Origin of the sequence: Enterocloster sp. 210928-DFI.2.20 (assembly GCF_020554465.1) — a bacterium.
GTDB classification, from domain to species: Bacteria; Bacillota; Clostridia; order Lachnospirales; family Lachnospiraceae; genus Enterocloster; species Enterocloster bolteae.
Genome location: NZ_JAJCHK010000037.1, coordinates 1 through 17458, shown reverse-complemented (window position 1 = coordinate 17458; position 17458 = coordinate 1). Strand labels below are relative to the sequence as shown.

The window sequence follows — 17458 nt, the reverse complement described above, 5'->3', positions numbered from 1 at the left end:
AAGTCAAATACAGAAAGTTAACGCTGACCCTTGCGCCATGTATATTGCATATAAAGCAGAAAGATAGTATAGTAATAGAAGCTTTATGCAAATACGATGACAATAGGTGGCATTAGTGAAAAAGAATATCGACTTACTAAATGGAAATATACTCACATCTCTGACTGAGCTGGCCCTTCCAATCATGGCCACGTCTCTGGTCCAGACTGCGTATAATCTGACGGATATGGCCTGGATTGGTATGGTGGGAAGCGATGCGGTGGCAGCGGTTGGTGCGGCAGCCATGTATACCTGGCTGTCCTCCGGCGTTGCAACCCTGGCCAGGATGGGAGGCCAGGTGAAGTCTGCCCATGCCTATGGAGAAGGAAACCGCAGGGAGGCGGTCCAGTACGGAAAGGGAGCCCTGCAATTGGCTTTGGTGCTGGCTGCTGTGTATGGAATCATAACAAATCTTTTTGCAGGGCCTCTGATAGACTTTTTCCATCTTAATTCAAACCTGGTGGTGGAAGATGCAATTGTGTATCTGAGAATCGCATGCGGCCTTATTCTCTTTGCATTTATTGGACAGACACTGACGGGTCTTTATACGGCTTCCGGCAACAGCAGAACTCCTTTTGTGGCCAACTGTATCGGCATGGGAGCCAATATTGTGTTGGACCCGCTGCTTATCTTCGGCCTGGGGCCAATTCCCGGCATGGGAGTGGCCGGTGCAGCCATTGCAACGGTGACAGCCCAGTTCATCGTGGCTCTGGTCCTGGTTATTTCTATGAGAAGGGACCCTGTACTGGCATCCCAGATGCGGGTTTGGATTCCCACTCCTTTATCTAATATTAAAACCATGGTAAGGATTGGATTTCCGGCAGCAATTCAGAGTATGCTGTACTGCGGAATCTCTATGGTCCTTACCAGGTTCGTCACTGCATGGGGGGATACGGCGGTTGCAGTCCAGAGAGTAGGCGGCCAGATTGAATCCATATCCTGGATGACGGCAGATGGTTTTGGGACAGCTATCAATGCATTTGTCGGGCAGAACTATGGCGCGGGAAACCTGAAGCGGGTAAAGAAAGGTTACATGACAGCATCTGCCATCATGTTTATATGGGGCATTTTTACCACCTGCCTTCTCATATTTGGAGCGGCGCCCATATTCAGCCTGTTTATTCATGAGGCAGAGGTCATACCGGCCGGAGCTGATTATCTTCGGATTATTGGTTTTTCGGAAATGTTCATGTGCGTGGAGCTGATGACCGTAGGCGCCCTGTCCGGCATGGGAAAGACGATGGAGGCATCTGTCATAACCATTATCCTCACAGCTTCGCGCATTCCGCTTGCCGTGATTCTGGGAGGAACAGCCATGGGACTGAACGGCATTTGGTGGGCACTGACTATTTCAAGTATTGTAAAAGGAATCATTTTCTTTGTGTATTATCTTCATATCATGAAGAGGATGAAGGCATAGGCGCCGGTTGGGGTAAAGTTCAGGACCAAAGTTTAGGGGGCAAAAATCAAAAAAATATGCTTGTAAAATGTCGGATTTTGTGAGAGAATAGAACCAAGTATGATGTGATAAATTTAACGAATGGGCACTGTACTTGATCAAATTCATTTTTGAAAGGAGTTTTAACACATGATTTATTCACATGAAGTAGAAGAGATGTGCACAGTTGCACAGGGCGTTCATCATGGCGCTGCTCCAATTCCGGAAGAAGCAAAATGGGTAAAATCAAAAGAAGTCAAAGACATTTCCGGCCTGACCCACGGCGTAGGCTGGTGTGCTCCTCAGCAGGGTGCCTGCAAGCTGACACTGAATGTAAAGGAAGGAATCATCCAGGAAGCCCTGGTTGAGACCATCGGATGTTCAGGTATGACACACTCCGCCGCTATGGCAGCAGAGATTCTGCCGGGACGTACTGTGTTAGAAGCTTTAAATACAGACTTGGTATGTGACGCTATCAATACAGCTATGAGAGAACTGTTCCTTCAGATTGTATACGGAAGAACACAGAGTGCATTCTCTGAGGATGGACTTCCTGTAGGAGCTGGTCTGGAAGATTTAGGAAAGGGCCTCCGTTCCCAGGTTGGAACCATGTATGGAACCCTGAAGAAAGGTCCCCGCTATTTGGAGATGGCTGAGGGTTATGTAACCGGTATTGCACTGGATGCAGACGATCAGATCATTGGTTATCAGTTCGTAAGCCTTGGCAAGATGACTGATTTCATCAAGAAGGGCGACGATCCTAACACAGCATGGGAGAAGGCACAGGGCCAGTACGGCCGCGTTGCTGACGCTGTTAAGATTATCGATCCACGTAAAGAATGATGAAGACCGAATAGGAGGAATAAGAAGATGGCATTATTTGAATCATATGAGAGAAGAATTGACAAAATCAATTCTGTATTAAACAGCTATGGCATTGCTTCCATTGAAGAAGCTGAGAAGATTACGAAAGATGCAGGCCTGGACGTATATGATCAGGTTAAGAAAATCCAGCCAATCTGCTTTGAGAACGCTTGCTGGGCATACATAGTAGGTGCTGCTATTGCTATTAAGAAGGACTGCAGAAGGGCTGCAGACGCGGCAGCAGCTATCGGCGAGGGCCTTCAGTCATTCTGTATTCCAGGTTCTGTTGCTGACCAGCGTAAGGTTGGTTTAGGACACGGCAACCTGGGCAAGATGCTTCTGGAAGAAGAGACCGACTGCTTCTGCTTCCTGGCAGGCCATGAGTCCTTTGCTGCTGCTGAGGGCGCTATCGGTATCGCTGAGAAGGCAAACAAGGTTCGTCAGAAACCACTGCGTGTTATCCTGAACGGTTTAGGAAAGGACGCTGCACAGATTATCTCCAGAATCAATGGATTTACCTATGTAGAGACAGAGATGGATTACTATACAGGCGAGGTTAAGGAGCTGTGGAGAAAGTCTTACTCCGAGGGACTTCGCGCAAAGGTTAACTGCTACGGCGCTAACGACGTAACAGAAGGCGTTGCTATCATGTGGAAGGAAGGCGTGGATGTTTCCATTACCGGTAACTCCACCAACCCAACCAGATTCCAGCACCCGGTTGCAGGAACCTATAAGAAGGAATGCGTAGAGAAGGGCAAAAAGTATTTCTCCGTGGCATCCGGCGGCGGTACAGGCCGTACCCTGCATCCTGACAACATGGCAGCCGGTCCTGCTTCCTACGGTATGACTGACACAATGGGACGTATGCATTCAGATGCTCAGTTCGCCGGTTCCTCTTCCGTGCCTGCACACGTAGAGATGATGGGTCTTATCGGTGCCGGCAATAACCCAATGGTTGGTATGACGGTGGCGATTGCGGTTAGTATTGAGGAAGCCTCTAAAGCTGGGAAATTCTAATATAACGCTTACGGAATAAGGCTTTTTGAAGATATAGGAAATACTTGGTGGTTGGGATAACCTAGGCTAGCTGTTGCTATTTATTCCGGTCTAGCTATTTGCAGATAAAGTGGCCAACGATACCTGCCAAGACTGAGATAAGGAAAGCTATTATGTTGTCCATGTGAGTACCTCCTTCCTGCTGGAAAGAGTCAACAGCATATTGACATTTTTAATTATATGGCGTAATATAATCACAGCAGAGAAAAGCGAATGTGTTCCAATGATGCACAGACGAACCCTCAGGGAGTTGCAGCTTCCTGGGGGTTCTGTTTTTGAAGAGGAGTAACTTAGGCTGGTTGTTGGTTATTTATCTCTGTCCAGCTGTTTGCAGATACAGCGGCTAACGATACCTGCCGTTAGAAATGAGGAAATTATGTGTGAATACGGTGAGGACCACAGAGAAATATATAAAATAGATTTTAAGGAAAAGTTGAAAGAAGAAATTATCAAGTGCCTAAAAAAAGCTGGAAATGAGTTATATTTAGTGGATAGCAGTCTGATTAGTGATAAGACATACTTAGATGTCCATGCCCATGAACGCAGTATTTGTTTTAGATTTGGTACATACTTAAATAAATATATAGAATCAAACAGCTTTCTAAAAAAATATGATTTAGATGCGGAATATAATCGGGATATTGATATGATTAAGCGGCTGCCGGGCTGGCCTAATGGCTGTTATCCGGATTTGATTTTACATAAACGGGGAAATAACGAAAATAATATTTTGATTATTGAATGTAAAGGTTGGTGGTCAAGTGAAGAGGCTATTCAGAATGATAGAGAAAAGATAATGCAATTTTTACACTCAGAAAGATATCAATATTTGTTTGGTCTCCAAATCATATTTTGCAGGGAAGGTATGGAGTTAAAATGGATTTAACAGGTTCTACGGAAAATGATTTACAAAACAGAGAACAGCAATAAAAATGAATGAGAGGGATAATCCGTCTATGAAATATTATTTAGCGCCCATGGAAGGCCTTACCGGCTATATATACCGCAATGCATACCATGCCTGCTATCATGCCATGGACAAGTACTTCACCCCATTCCTGTCTCCAAAGGCCAACAGCAAACTAAGCTTCAGGGAGTTAAACGACATCCTGCCGGAACACAACCAGGGTATGTACGTTGTCCCGCAGATACTCACAAATCAGGCAGGGGATTTTATACGGACAGCAAAGGAATTACAGGAGTACGGATATTCTGAGATAAACCTGAATCTGGGCTGTCCATCAGGCACCGTGGTATCCAAACACAAGGGGGCCGGTTTCCTGGGGCGGCCGGACAGCCTGGACCGGTTTCTGGACGAGGTGTGCGGGAAGATGGATGAGATGGGCATGGAGGTGTCTGTGAAAACCAGGCTGGGGCTGATATCGCCGGATGAATTCACGGGACTTTTAGAAATTTATAACCGGTATCCGCTGAAGGAATTAATCCTTCATCCCAGAGTCCGCACGGATTATTATAAGAATACCCCAAATATGCCGGCATTTCGCGGCGGGTTTGACGGCAGCCGGTCACCGGTGTGCTATAATGGGGATATATTTACTATATCTGACTATGAGACATTATGCGGAGATTATCCGGAATTGGATAGAGTAATGCTGGGCCGCGGGATCATATCCAATCCCGGACTGCTGGACAGGATTGCGGCAGGGAGGAATTCCGGTGGTCCGGGAACTGACAAAGAAACCTTAAAGCGATTCCACCAGATGATATACGAGGGCTACCGCCAAATCATGTCCGGAGACAGAAACGTCCTGTTTAAAATGAAGGAATTGTGGGCTTGTATGATTCAAATCTTTTCTGACAATGGAAAATATATTAAGAGAATAAAGAAATCCCAGAGACTGGAAGAGTACGAGACAGCGGCAGCTGCTGTATTCCGGGACCTGGATATCCTGGAGGGTGCCGGATTCCGCACGTATTAATGGCGGTATCCGGTACTTTCTGCTTTTAATTTGTTCTGCCGTATTTCCTGAATGTTTATCCCGGATGTTTTTGTGAAAACTGCGGGGATGATATTTTCCTGCCATTGTGCTATACTTTTAGATAATCCGCTTTTTCAATGACACCACATCCGATTTTGGTCCCGGAGTTTCCGGAGGGCTGGGATGTAAAGTCGTCGGCATGACTGTGAATGACGATGGACCTGCCGATAATGTCATCTGTGGAGAAGCGCTTGTCATAGAAGGAAAGCCAGGCATAACCTTCGTTTCCAAGAAGGGGAAGCAGGTCGCCTGCGTGGTCCGGATGAGGTTCGCCGGACGGATTGTAGTGGTCCCCTGTTTTGGTGAAGTCATCAGAGCAATCACCGTTCTGGTGGATGTGCATGGCATAAAAGTCTGTGGAGCCGGGTTCCTGTTTGTTGGGCAGATTGAAGATTTCGGCTTCCACCAGCACACCACTGTAAGGAGTCTGGTAGAATTTTACCAGGCCGCTTAAGTTAGGCGCGGCATCCCCGCCTCTGACCCAGGCAATGGCGGCAGGGGCCCGAAAGCGCAGCAAATCAGCAAAGATGTCAGCAGGAGTGACGGATTGGTTGGCCATAATGGTCTCCTGTAAAAATGATTTCTTTATAGCATATGCGCATAAAAAAATAAGTTTACCTGAATCGGTAAACTTATCTTTCATTTGGAGGGGACCGGCAGAAGGGGAGCTGCCGGTCATAGGTATGAAAAAGTGTTTTCCTGTATAGTAAAAGGTCTATCGCCTTACAAGTATTACTATACAGGGAAAATGTGGCCAAAGTTTGAGCACACGCTAAAGAATCAATAAAGAAACTAAAGGGAAAATAAATAATTTATAAAAGCAGGAGACAGATTATGGTAAGACGATTCGGCAGGAGGCAGGCAGACATGAAGGGAGCGGAGAAACCGGGTATGGAGAAACCGGGTATGGAGAAACCTGGTATGAAGAAACCCGGTATGAAGAAATCTGGTATGATGGAACCCGGTATGAAACAACCGGGCATAAAGCACTCAAATATAGGCCGGTCAATGATACGGCTGCTGGCAGCGGCATCCGCCGCAGCCTTTTTATTAACCACTCCTGTGTATGCGGGAGCCTGGTCCCAGGCGGACGGATCATGGAGATACCAGAAAGACGACGGTTCCTATGCCAGGGGATGGATGCAGAGTACGGATGGAAAATGGTATTATTTTGACGCAAACGGCAGGATGCTGACGGACACAGTCACGCCGGACGGGTACCAGGTGGGACCGGACGGAGCGTGGACAGTTGGAGGATGGGAAGCATCCTATGATGCCAATTACCCTCTGAAGGACTACCTGGACCAGGCCGGGCTTCAATATGTGGACGTTATCATGGGATGGAATGCAAAGGGTGAACCTGTGATGGAAAGGCGCCTGCGCCAGGATTATAATTATGGGCTGTACAATTATTTTGGGCTTTCCGATGATTTGTGCAAGGCATTGTACGGGGAAAGCGACCAGATAGGAACAGGGGAAATGGCTGTGGACGGCGACAGCCTTCTGGTGCTGGGCCAGGTGGCCCTGTATCAGGAAAATGTGGGAAGCGATATCTATAAACAGCGGCGCAATGCCCTGGCCCTGGTGATCCGGGATTATCTGAACAGCTACCGGTGGAGAGATGTCAGTGAACTGGAACGGGCAAAGCATGCGGCTCTTTACATTGCCTCGGGCTGCACCTATGATACAGGATTGTATAACCGGTTTGTGAACGGGGAGGACACTTCCGGAGATCTGTCCTTCACAGCCTACGGCTGCCTGGTGAATCATAAGGCTGTCTGCGAAGGCATTTCCGTGGCATACCAGATGCTTGCCAGGTCCATGGGCCTTAACTGCTTCTGTGCGCCGGACGATAATGATAAGGACCACATGTTTGTTTACGTGGAAGCAGGAGGCAGCTGGTATAAGGTGGACTTGTCCGTGACAGGGCTGATGCCCCAGACGATGGTGGACCAGTGTTTTAAGACCACGGCAAACCAGGATGTGGAGCGCATTTTTGCCGCTTATTATAATAAGGCCAATCCATATATTGCCCATGTGGATTATGGAAACCTGGCTCCCGGAAATGTGTATGACTTAAGCGCCGGCGGACAGCTCCGGAAATATCCGTAGCCCCAAGGCAAGGCTTAACAGCATGACGGAGAGAGAATTTTTAAAAATGATTCCGGCGGTACCGGAAAAGAAAGGACTTAGAATAATAGGATGTATGATAATCTGACAGCCAATGACATAAAGAAAATGCAGGAAGAAATAGAATACCGCAAATTAGTGGTCCGCAGGGAAGCCCTGGAGGCAGTGAAGGAAGCCAGGGCCCATGGGGATTTAAGTGAGAATTTTGAATATAAGGCAGCCAAGCAGGATAAGAACAGGAATGAGAGCAGGATTCGCTATCTGGAGAAAATGATAAAAACCGCCAGAATTATATCCGATAATTCCAGGGAAGGCGAAGTGGGCCTGGGAGATACAGTGGAGGTCTATATTCCTGATGATGATGAGACGGAACGTTATAAACTTGTAACTACTGTCAGAGGTAATTCCCTTCAGGGATTAATCAGTATTGATTCGCCCCTGGGCAAGGCCATAAGAGGCCGCAAGATGGGGGATAAGGTTTATGTGAAGGTAGACGATCATTTTGGATATGATGTGGAGATTCGCTCCATTGATAAGACCACGGAGGATGATGAAGATAAGCTGCGCAGTTATTAACAGAATATCATTATCGATCCATTCTTTATAGATTCAGGCCCGGCAGAAGGTTGAAAAGATTCAGAAGGTCTTGCCGGGCCTTTTGGGCGGTAAGTGTATTTATATAAAATGAGTGTCAGAAGGAGTACCATATGGCGGCAGTTAACATGACAGAAGGCAGCATTACGAAACATCTGGTGGACTATTCCATTCCCCTGATTCTGGGAAATATGTTCCAGCTCACCTACAATGCAGTGGACTCCATCATCGCCGGCAGATTCATAGGAAAGGAAGCGCTGGCAGCGGAAGGTACGGCCAGTCCGGTGATGAATATTGTCATACTCGGCATATCGGGTATCTGTATGGGTGCGTCTGTGCTGATGAGTGAGTTCTATGGAGCAGGACAGAAAGAAAAGCTAAAACGGGAAATGTCTACAACAGTCATATTCGGCTGCTATTTTTCGGTGATAATAGCCATACTTGGAGGATTTTTCTCAGAATCTCTGCTGGGAGCACTGGGAGTGCCGGATGAGATACTGGGCAAGGCGGCTTCTTACCTGTCTGTTATTTTTCTTGGAGCGCCGTTTACTTACTTTTATAACGCGGTATCGGCTGCCCTTAAAAGTGTGGGTGATTCCAAAACACCACTTAAGTTTTTAGCTTTTTCTTCTATATTAAACGCGGTTTTGGATCTGATTTTTATTGGGGGGCTGGGATTTGGCATTGTATGCTCTGCTGTTACCACGGTAGTGGCGGAGGCGGCCTCAGCTGTTCTCTGCATAATATATGTATACAGAAAAATTCCTATGCTGCAGTTGAGACGGGGAGAGTTCACCATGGACAGGCAGCTTCTCAGGCAGACACTGCGTTACGGCAGTATTACAGCCTTGCAGCAATCCTGCCAGCCCATCGGAAAGCTGTTGATTCAGGGTGCTGTCAATCCGCTGGGCGTGGATATGATTGCGGCCTTCAACGCGGTCAATCGTATTGATGACTATGCCTTTACCCCTGAGCAGAGCATTTCACATGGAATTACCACATTTGTGGCGCAGAACAGAGGGGCGGGCAGGAAGGAACGCATCAGGAAGGGATTCAGGAGAGGCCTTATGCTGGAAGCATGTTACTGGGTGTTTATCTGCATAACCATCACATTATTCAGAAGGCCGCTTATGGGGCTGTTTGTAACGGCGGGAAATGAAGGAATTGTGGCATTGGGCAGTAGTTATCTGGGACTGATGGCGTTATTTTATGTGTTTCCAGCATTTACCAATGGGATTCAGGGATTTTTCAGGGGAATGGGAAACATGAGCGTGACACTGTTGGGAACCTTTGTCCAGACCAGCCTGCGAGTGGTATTTGTATACCTGCTGACACCCGGAATCGGACTTTTGGGGGTTGCATATGCCTGTGCCATAGGCTGGAGTGTCATGCTTTTGGTGGAGGTTCCTTACTATTTTTGGTTTATGAAGGATAAATAATGGAAAAATAAAAGAATCTGTAGTAAAATGTGTTATATATTAAATAACGCTTTGCCACAAGGGGGATACAAATGAAGGAGGAAGGTACATATTATCCGGCCAGAGACAGGGAAGGCCTGACCGTTTTTATGATGGGAAGCATCATGCTGGAATATAACAGAAAGCCCCTGCAGATTCCCGGAGGGCCTTCGGGAAAGGTACTGCAGCTGGTTCTTATATTGCTTTATTCGGGTGAGGAGGGCGTACACAGGGAGGAGCTTCTGGATATGCTTTACGGAAATGGTGAATGCTCCAATCCTTCGGGGAGTTTACGGGCTACGGTATTCCGGCTCCGCAAACTTTTGGAGGGTAGTGAGCTGCCGCCACGGGAATATATCCGCACAGACGGAGGAATCTACAGATGGGATGGCGGGGAACTGCCGGTGTACATTGATGCCAGGGATTTTGAGAATACGGCAAAGGTGGCCCTGCGCAACCATGATGAGGCACTCTTGAAACGGGCCTGTAGTCTGTATCAGGGGGAATTTCTGGCCCAGCTTGCAGGTGAGAAATGGGTATCAGTGGTGGGAGTCCGCTATCAGGAGCTTTATTTCAGCTGTCTGCGGGTTGCCAGCAGTCTCATGAAGAAAAACCGGGAATACAACGGACTTCTGGAGATATGTAATTATGCCTGCGAGCTGTATCCATATGAGGAATGCCAGATTATGAAAATTGACTGTCTCATTGCCATGAAGCGGTTCAAGGAGGCCATGCAGGTATACGATACAGCTGTTTCACAGTATTTTGAGGAACAGGGACTGCCTCCTTCCGAGAAGATGCTGGAACGGTTCCGTATCATGAGCGGACAGATTCGTTATACATCCGATACGCTAAAGGATATAAGAGACAGTCTTCATGAGAGGGACAGGATTAACGGGCCTTATTACTGTGCGTACCCGGCCTTTATCGACTGTTACCGGCTTTTGGCCCGTATGGCGGAGCGGGTGGATTTTTCCAGTGTACTGCTGTGCTGTACTTTGCTGGATTCTAAGGGGAAGCCTCTGGATACAGGCGGAGAGCTTTTAAAAACCGCGTCAGAGAAGCTCCACGATGCCATCGGAAAGTCCCTCAGGAAAGGGGATTTATTTACCTGTTATAATCCCAGCCAATATCTGGTTATGCTAAACGGCACGTCCAATGAGTATTGCCTGCGGATTTATGAGCGGATTGACAGGAACCTGCATCTTTGGGATGGGGGCAGGAAGGTGAAGCTTAATTACCAGGTAATGCCGGAGAGCCTGATATAGAGGAATGAGGAGAGGTCTATAAGAGCAGCATATTATAGAACGTTTGAAGAGAAGTTTGCAATAGAATAGATTAGCTGGTATTAAATATGCCGTCGCAGAAGTGAATCTGCGGCGGCTTTGTTTATGATACGGAAGGCATATGGTATCTGTATATCTGAACCATATAATCAATCCGCTAGGCATGTATATTGGGCATGGCCCCGTAACGTCCTTCCAGATACTGCTTTCCATAGGCTTCATCATTACGCGGGATGAGGCCGTTTTCTTTTTTGTAACTGGAGAGAGGGTACAATTCCGTATCCTGCCCCTCCTGGCGGCAGCAAAGCCAGATTTCATCCCGGCGCATCTGTGTTGGCTGAAGAATGGCAGTATTGTGGGCGGTGAATAGCAACTGCGCATTATGAGGATTTTTCTCACAACTGGCATAGAGAGCAATCAGATAACGGAGCGCGTGAGGGTGCAGAATACAGTCCAGGTCATCTGCCATCATCAGGCTGCCGTCATCCAGGCTGGCCAGAACTGAGGGCAGCAGTGAGAGCAGTTTTTTAGTGCCCATGGATTCCTCTTCCCATGGAAGTTCATAGGTACAGCCTTCATAAGGACTGTGAACCAGGAATGCAGCAGGAGATTTGTGGTCAGAGTCCGGTATGATGCTGTAATCTGCTATATCAAGTCCCAAATCCTGCAGAATACCGCACAGCCTCCGGCGTGTATCGGCATCGGAAGGCAGTTCTCTGGGACTGCTGCCCTGTATTCTGCTGAACCAGGAATAGGCGGCTTTGGCGTGCATGGAGTCCGTATAGGCATTGAGCCATGACAGCAAAGTTACTGATGGCGGTACGGCCTTAAGGGGGAAGGAGATGAGTTCACGCCCGGGATGGATGACGGATTCCTTCCTATTAAAAAGAATACCCGTATCACTTCCGCCCAGACTTCCATAGAACAGATTCTCCTCAGCAATGTTTCCCTTTAAGAACTGGAGCTGATAGCGGAACAGAAATCCCTGGCTGCGGAATAACACGTCAAACTGGGTGGGGATGTCTTTGCAGTCTGATGAAAACAGACAATGGACATCTTTAATTCTGGTTGGTACGGTTACAGATGCTGTGACCAGGGATGAGAGACAGGATAAAGCGTTGAGGACCGTGGACTTGCCTCCGTTGTTGGGACCATAGATTCCGATAAGGGGAAGGATGCATTCTCCGTCAGCCGGGTCCTTCAGAAGCGTGTTTTTATGTTCATTAATGGAGGCAGGTAGGAAATCCAACAAAACTTCCTCCTTGAATACTTTGAAATTTTTAAAACTGAACTGGATTAGCATGATAGCACCTCAATTTGTGAGAAAAAAACTCAAAAATATGTGTCATTTGTATCTAAAACCATTTTACCATAACATTGGTGATATTACAATTAGAAATGAGGTTTTTTCTCATTAATTGAGATTGCCCTCAACGTTTTGCAATTGGAAAAGTATGGATATAAGTGGATGGAAAAGTTATAAAAAACAGATAGAATTTCAATGATATAAATAAAAAGTAACGAAAAAACAGGGGTAAATAACGCTTTGTATAACGCCCTCTTTGCTATGATTATAGCGAGGGAATCTATAATTACATAATTAATTTAAGAAAAATTTTAAACTTTCTTAAATTGTAACCAGATTGTAACTGCGATTTGCTATACTAGTTTCAGACAGTTGGATTTATCTGGAATCATGTAGAAAGAAAAAGTATGAGAGGAGTGTAAGTATGGAAGGACGAAAAAGGTCTGGCATGTTAAAGAAATCAGTTTATAACATGCGGAAACGTCTGGTGGCCTTCGCGTTAGCGGCAGCCATGGTATGCACCAATGTAGGTGCGGACCTGAACGCAGCTTATGCGGCTACATCGTCGTCAGAGTCTGTCACATTCGAAATGACTGGTTCCCAATTGGTGACAGCGATCGAAGAAGCAATCGAAAACGGCAATGTAATATCACCGGGCGATCTCGACTTTACCAATGGAGACATTGCTAAATTTGAGAGTTTGTTCTACGGAGAGGGGAAAGTATTAGAAGTATTCCCTGACCCGGACGGCGGCAGTATGGATGCTGAACTGAGAGTATTCGTACGTTTGCCGGAAGATGCCGATGACATGTATATGGTGACCGGCGATGAGGAGATTATCTTCTTATATGTGAATAACGGGGAAGATACGGTTAGCTTTTCTACCACGATTTACGATGATGAGGGTGGAAAGCTGAAGTCAACAAAAGCTATCAGAGTTAAAAGCTTTGAGGATGCTTTTGGTGAAGAAGAAATCAATTATATCTCCAAGCCAACGGAAACCACCGCTCCAGCGGAAGACAATGGACCGGCAATGGAGGAGTCTACAGCTCCCACAGAATCTGAAACGGCTGCACCAGAAGAAGGAACTACAGCAGCACCGGATGAAGGAACCACTGTAGCGCCAGAGGAAGGAACTACAGCAGCACCGGATGAAGGAACCACTGTAGTGCCGGAAGAGACTCCGACCGCAGCAGAGGAGAGCAGTTCAGAGGCTCCTTCAGAAAGCGAAACAGAATCTGCAACAGAAGCTGAGCAGACTGAGCCTGAAACGACAGAAGCACCGGAAACCACTGAGGAAAAAGCTCAGGAACCGGAAAACCCTGAAGCTGAGGTGGCTGAGCCTGAGAACACAACCGGAGAACCAGTTGCTTCCATTACTCGTCATTATGCACCCATCGTAGCTGATAACGAGGAAGACGCAGTACCGGAACAGCCAAAGGCAGATGCAGCAGAAGAACATGTTGAGGAACCCAAGGAAACAACTGAAGCTGAAGTAGAAACAGAAGAAAAAGAGCCTGAAACAACTGAGAAGGCTACAGAGGTTACAGAACCCACAGAGGTTACAGATTCTGCGGAATCAACCGATGCTACCGAAGAAACGTCTGCTGCAGTTCCGGATGCAACAACAGAGGCAGGCGGCGAAGATGTAAATCCCGGTGAAAGTACACCTGCTGAAGAAACCACAACAGCTCCGGAAGAGGTTGATGAGACCACGATGGCAGTTGAGACACCTGCGGTAACAGAGCCGGTTCAGACGGGTACTCCATCTGAGGTGACTAAGCCTGAGGAAGTGAAACCGGAAGAAAATGTTAGTAAGGCTGAAACAAATGATATAGTTGGTATGGGGTATTGCAGTACGGCGAAAGCTTATGTTACCAGATTAAAAGAACTTAAGGTCTTGAAGGGACAGATTGAGCTTTCAGCTACCGTAGATGGTGCTGAGAATGTTAATGTAACATTGACAGCAAATCCTGGTGTGGTACCACAGGGAAGTTATATCGAGGCGACAGCGATTAGTGATGACAGCGAGCTTGAGTTGATGAAGCAAGCTGCTAATGAAAAGCTGAACAGACAGAATTTGGCAGCGGTAGATATATTCGCGGCGGACGTTAAACTTTTCGATACTGATGGAAATGAGATACAGCCTAATGGCAGCGTTAAGGTTACGTTTGAGGGAACTGAGATAGACAGCAGCGAGTCAGTTGTATATCATATGGACGACGAAAACAGTGGAATAAGCACTCTAAGTCTGGATACGGCTGAGCCTAATCCATATACGGCGGAAACAGTAACAAACATAGATGCTGGTGACGATGAGGCTGTATTTGTTACAAATCATTTTTCTATATACGCGGAGATTGAGACTGAGGAAAGATATTATTATGAAGTTAATTTCTGGTATGCGGAAGATGGTCAGAACGATGTACTGATTTCAGGACCACAATATGTGGAAGAAGGGTATGACGCAATATTGCCTGCTGCACCGGAAGTTGAAGGGTATGTTTTTGTCGGCTGGAATCCCAGTCCTCAGAACATTTTAGCGGATTCCAATATATATGCCCAGTATTCTAAGACGGCTGATTTAATTCGACTTACAGTAAACTATATATATTCCGATGGAACCGCGGCAGCCCAGCCATGGGTGGCAGAAGTCCAGGCGGGTGTTAAATGTAATTATGATATTACATCGCCCGAGATAGCAGGTTTTATAGCGGATCAAACTGAGGTTAGCTTTAAGGATGTATATAGCGAAGATCAAACAGTTACCGTTACTTATAAAGGTGGAGAGGCCAACTATCAGGTTAAACACTATCTGTTGAACCCGGATGGAAGCCAGCCAACTGTACCGGTAGATACTGAAACTCTGGCAGGAGAGGTTGGGTTAAATACCCAGGCTGTTGCGAAAGAGTATGAAGGCTTTACGCCAAAGCCTATTGCCCAGGTTGCAATTGGCACAGATGGCATGACTGTTGTGGAAGTTCTTTATGAGCGTAATCTATACACGTTGACTTGGGATACGGGAGAGGGCGGAAGTTATATTGCTCCGACGGAAGTTGTATATGGCGCAACCGTTGATAAGCCAGTAGCAGAACCTACCAGGTTGGGGTATGAATTCCTTGGTTGGGAAAATATACCTGCAACAATGCCGGCGCAGGACACTGTGGTTATAGCAAAGTGGAAGGGTGCTACCAGGGCAGACTATAAAGTTGTATATTGGAAAGAGACACTTACTGTTGGTGAATATGCTGTAGCAGATGTTACTTATGGTAAAAACGGTACAGTAGGGAATAATATTCCGACTCAGAACAAAACGTATGAGGGGTTTGCTCTTAACGACCAAAAATCTGCAGGTAGTGTAAAGATTACTGCGGATGGACTGGCAGTAAAGAATGTATATTATGATAGAGGGCAATATACAATTAAGTTTTATAGGTATGAGAAGAAAAAATGGAATGAAGATACATCTTTAAGAATAACAGCACGTTATGGTGTGGATGTATCAAAGGAATGGGAAAAGGCTTGTGCGAAGGACGGCTGGGGACCAGATAAAAATAGTAGTGTTCAATACACATTAATAGCAAATATGCCAGCGAAAAATTTGGATATGTATAGGAAAGACGCTGGTAGTGGTAAAAATATCTATTATTATGTTGAGGGGTTAACGCAAGGTCAACAGTTAACATATGCTACCTTTGATGCATCAAGTAATGTTCATCTGACCGAGGAAGATCAGATGCCAATAACCGGATTTACTTTTGATTCTTGGCACCAGTATTCCGACTACCGGGAATATAACTTGTGGTTATATTATACGCGTAATTCTTATGAGTTATTTTTCGAAAATTGCGCAACAATGAACCCAAAAAAAATTAAGTTTGAAGCTCCTTTATCAACTGGTAAACCTAATAGAGAGCCCGGTCGGCCAGCCAATATAGATAACGACTATACATTTGCAGGCTGGTATCTTGACCCGGGATTTACTACAAAGGTAGACTGGAATTCAAAAATGCCTGCGGAAGGCGTTACAATCTATGCCAAGTGGGAGATTCCTAAATATGATGTGAGTTTTGAAACAAATGGTGGCGACTCTATTGACAATATTACAGTAACAAAGGGAGATGTCTTATCTGACCTTCCAATACCAGAAAAAGCTGATGATGAATTCCTGGGATGGTACACAGATGAGGCGTTGACCCAAAAATATATTTATGAATCTAAGATTGTAAAGGATACTGTATTATACGCAAGATGGAAGAGTTCTGATTTAGTTGATTATTTAGTAAAGTATGTTGCTATTGTAGATAATCAAGAGATAGAAATTGCAGATTCTAAAATTGGAACTGCTGAATTAGGCACAACCGTTAGTGAAGTGGCAAAGACGGTTGGAAATTATTACCCAAAAGCAACGGTACTGAGTGTAAAAATTACTGGGCGCAATCAAGAAATTGTCTTTGAATATACCCCAGTCGAAAAATGGACTTATACTGTAAACTATTTGTTGGAGGGAACACAAGATGCAGTGCCGGGAAGCAGTTCTTTACAAGATGAAACAAGTGACCATGAATTAGCGGTTAACTTTAAATCTTTTGAAGGATACACCTTAGTATCTGATCCTGTTGTTAGTGTAACAAAAGATAAGCCTGATGCAGTATTCTTTTACCGGGAGAAGAAAGCTATATACCATACACAACATTGGTTTGAAAGAGTGAGCTATATTGATGGAAACGATCGATTTGGCTTACATGATATCACAACGACCACAAGTGTTGAATCGGGTATACCAGTTTCGGCTCAAGCTTTGGAACCTGTGCCGGAAGGTTTTACACTAGATACGAGTATTGCGGGAACAATCGCAAGTGGAACAACGGATATTCAAAATATACTGACTATGAAGTTGTTCTATGTGAGAAGTAGCTACGATGTAAAATATGTAATTGATGAGCCACTGCCTGAAGGAGTTATTGTTCCTACTGGTGGAAGTTATAAGTATAAGGAAACAGTAACACTTGAACCTACGCCTAGCGTTCCAGGATATACCTTTATTGGTTGGGAGACTGAAGATGTAACATTATCTACTGGTAAATTTATGATGCCTACTCATGATGTTACATTAAAAGGACGGTTTGTAGAGAACGCGGCAGTGGAGATAAGATACGTGCCGGATAACGCAGAGCACGGAAGCACAACGAACAGCCCGGATATGGTGAGCCCGGTAAGCGGAACACCGAAAGGCTCCATAGCGACAGCAGAGACCGGATACGCCTTCAAGAACTGGACGAAGGACG

General features: G+C 45.9%; 12 protein-coding genes. 10 read left to right on the top strand and 2 right to left on the bottom strand.

Annotated elements, in window-relative coordinates; genetic code table 11:
* The first annotated feature begins 106 nt into the window (after positions 1-106).
* The 5 genes from LI015_RS23680 to LI015_RS23660 all read left to right on the top strand — a co-directional run bounded on the left by LI015_RS23680 (position 107) and on the right by LI015_RS23660 (position 5337).
* Positions 107-1459, top strand: a complete 1353-nt coding sequence (locus LI015_RS23680) for an MATE family efflux transporter (protein ID WP_007036872.1) — start codon at positions 107-109, stop codon at positions 1457-1459.
* 168 nt (positions 1460-1627) lie between these two features.
* Positions 1628-2320 (top strand): iron-sulfur cluster assembly scaffold protein, encoded by a 693-nt coding sequence (locus tag LI015_RS23675; RefSeq protein ID WP_002569846.1) that lies wholly within the window; start codon positions 1628-1630, stop codon positions 2318-2320.
* 27 nt (positions 2321-2347) lie between these two features.
* Positions 2348-3358 (top strand): GGGtGRT protein, encoded by a 1011-nt coding sequence (locus LI015_RS23670; protein ID WP_002569845.1) that lies wholly within the window; start codon positions 2348-2350, stop codon positions 3356-3358.
* A gap of 415 nt (positions 3359-3773) precedes the next feature.
* Positions 3774-4283: a hypothetical protein gene (locus LI015_RS23665; RefSeq protein WP_002569844.1), complete on the top strand. Its 510-nt coding sequence runs from the start codon at positions 3774-3776 to the stop codon at positions 4281-4283.
* A 70-nt stretch (positions 4284-4353) separates the two neighbouring features.
* The gene (locus LI015_RS23660; RefSeq protein WP_002571974.1) at positions 4354-5337 is read left to right on the top strand and encodes a tRNA dihydrouridine synthase; all 984 of its coding nucleotides are present in this window, start codon (positions 4354-4356) and stop codon (positions 5335-5337) included.
* Between the two features lie 109 nt (positions 5338-5446).
* Here the strand turns inward: LI015_RS23660 and LI015_RS23655 are convergent, their stop codons facing one another.
* Positions 5447-5956 carry a superoxide dismutase family protein gene (locus tag LI015_RS23655; RefSeq protein ID WP_002569842.1) on the bottom strand — a complete coding sequence of 170 codons (510 nt, stop codon included), beginning with the start codon at positions 5954-5956 and terminating at the stop codon, positions 5447-5449.
* A gap of 275 nt (positions 5957-6231) precedes the next feature.
* Between LI015_RS23655 and LI015_RS23650 the strand changes: the two genes are divergently transcribed.
* From LI015_RS23650 to LI015_RS23635, 4 genes are all read left to right on the top strand, one after another.
* A complete protein-coding gene (locus LI015_RS23650) occupies positions 6232-7509 on the top strand; it encodes a hypothetical protein (RefSeq protein WP_227126487.1) in 1278 nt (425 codons plus the stop codon).
* A gap of 90 nt (positions 7510-7599) precedes the next feature.
* The gene (gene greA / locus LI015_RS23645; protein WP_002571977.1) at positions 7600-8103 is read left to right on the top strand and encodes a transcription elongation factor GreA; all 504 of its coding nucleotides are present in this window, start codon (positions 7600-7602) and stop codon (positions 8101-8103) included.
* 131 nt (positions 8104-8234) lie between these two features.
* Complete coding sequence (locus LI015_RS23640) at positions 8235-9560, top strand: MATE family efflux transporter (protein ID WP_227126486.1); 1326 nt, start codon at positions 8235-8237, stop codon at positions 9558-9560.
* Between the two features lie 71 nt (positions 9561-9631).
* Entirely contained in the window at positions 9632-10846 is a 1215-nt protein-coding gene (locus tag LI015_RS23635) for an AfsR/SARP family transcriptional regulator (protein WP_002569838.1), read from the top strand.
* Positions 10847-11021: 175 nt separating this feature from the next.
* On the opposite strand, the gene LI015_RS23630 is transcribed toward LI015_RS23635, so the two are convergent.
* A complete protein-coding gene (locus LI015_RS23630; protein WP_319638741.1) occupies positions 11022-12167 on the bottom strand; it encodes an AAA family ATPase in 1146 nt (381 codons plus the stop codon).
* Between the two features lie 427 nt (positions 12168-12594).
* Here LI015_RS23630 and LI015_RS23625 point away from each other — a divergent pair.
* Positions 12595-17458: InlB B-repeat-containing protein (locus LI015_RS23625; protein WP_227126484.1), on the top strand; the 4864-nt coding region annotated here is incomplete at its 3' end.

Bases quoted from the DNA above. Each gene is read 5' to 3' on its own strand.
- LI015_RS23660 (WP_002571974.1), top strand. From the start codon at position 4,354: ATGAAATATTATTTAGCGCCCATGGAAGGCCTTACCGGCTATATATAC.
- LI015_RS23670 (WP_002569845.1), top strand. From the start codon at position 2,348: ATGGCATTATTTGAATCATATGAGAGAAGAATTGACAAAATCAATTCT.
- LI015_RS23630 (WP_319638741.1), bottom strand. From the start codon at position 12,167: ATGCTAATCCAGTTCAGTTTTAAAAATTTCAAAGTATTCAAGGAGGAA.
- LI015_RS23655 (WP_002569842.1), bottom strand. From the start codon at position 5,956: ATGGCCAACCAATCCGTCACTCCTGCTGACATCTTTGCTGATTTGCTG.
- LI015_RS23665 (WP_002569844.1), top strand. From the start codon at position 3,774: ATGTGTGAATACGGTGAGGACCACAGAGAAATATATAAAATAGATTTT.
- greA (WP_002571977.1), top strand. From the start codon at position 7,600: ATGTATGATAATCTGACAGCCAATGACATAAAGAAAATGCAGGAAGAA.
- LI015_RS23675 (WP_002569846.1), top strand. From the start codon at position 1,628: ATGATTTATTCACATGAAGTAGAAGAGATGTGCACAGTTGCACAGGGC.
- LI015_RS23635 (WP_002569838.1), top strand. From the start codon at position 9,632: ATGAAGGAGGAAGGTACATATTATCCGGCCAGAGACAGGGAAGGCCTG.
- LI015_RS23650 (WP_227126487.1), top strand. From the start codon at position 6,232: ATGGTAAGACGATTCGGCAGGAGGCAGGCAGACATGAAGGGAGCGGAG.
- LI015_RS23640 (WP_227126486.1), top strand. From the start codon at position 8,235: ATGGCGGCAGTTAACATGACAGAAGGCAGCATTACGAAACATCTGGTG.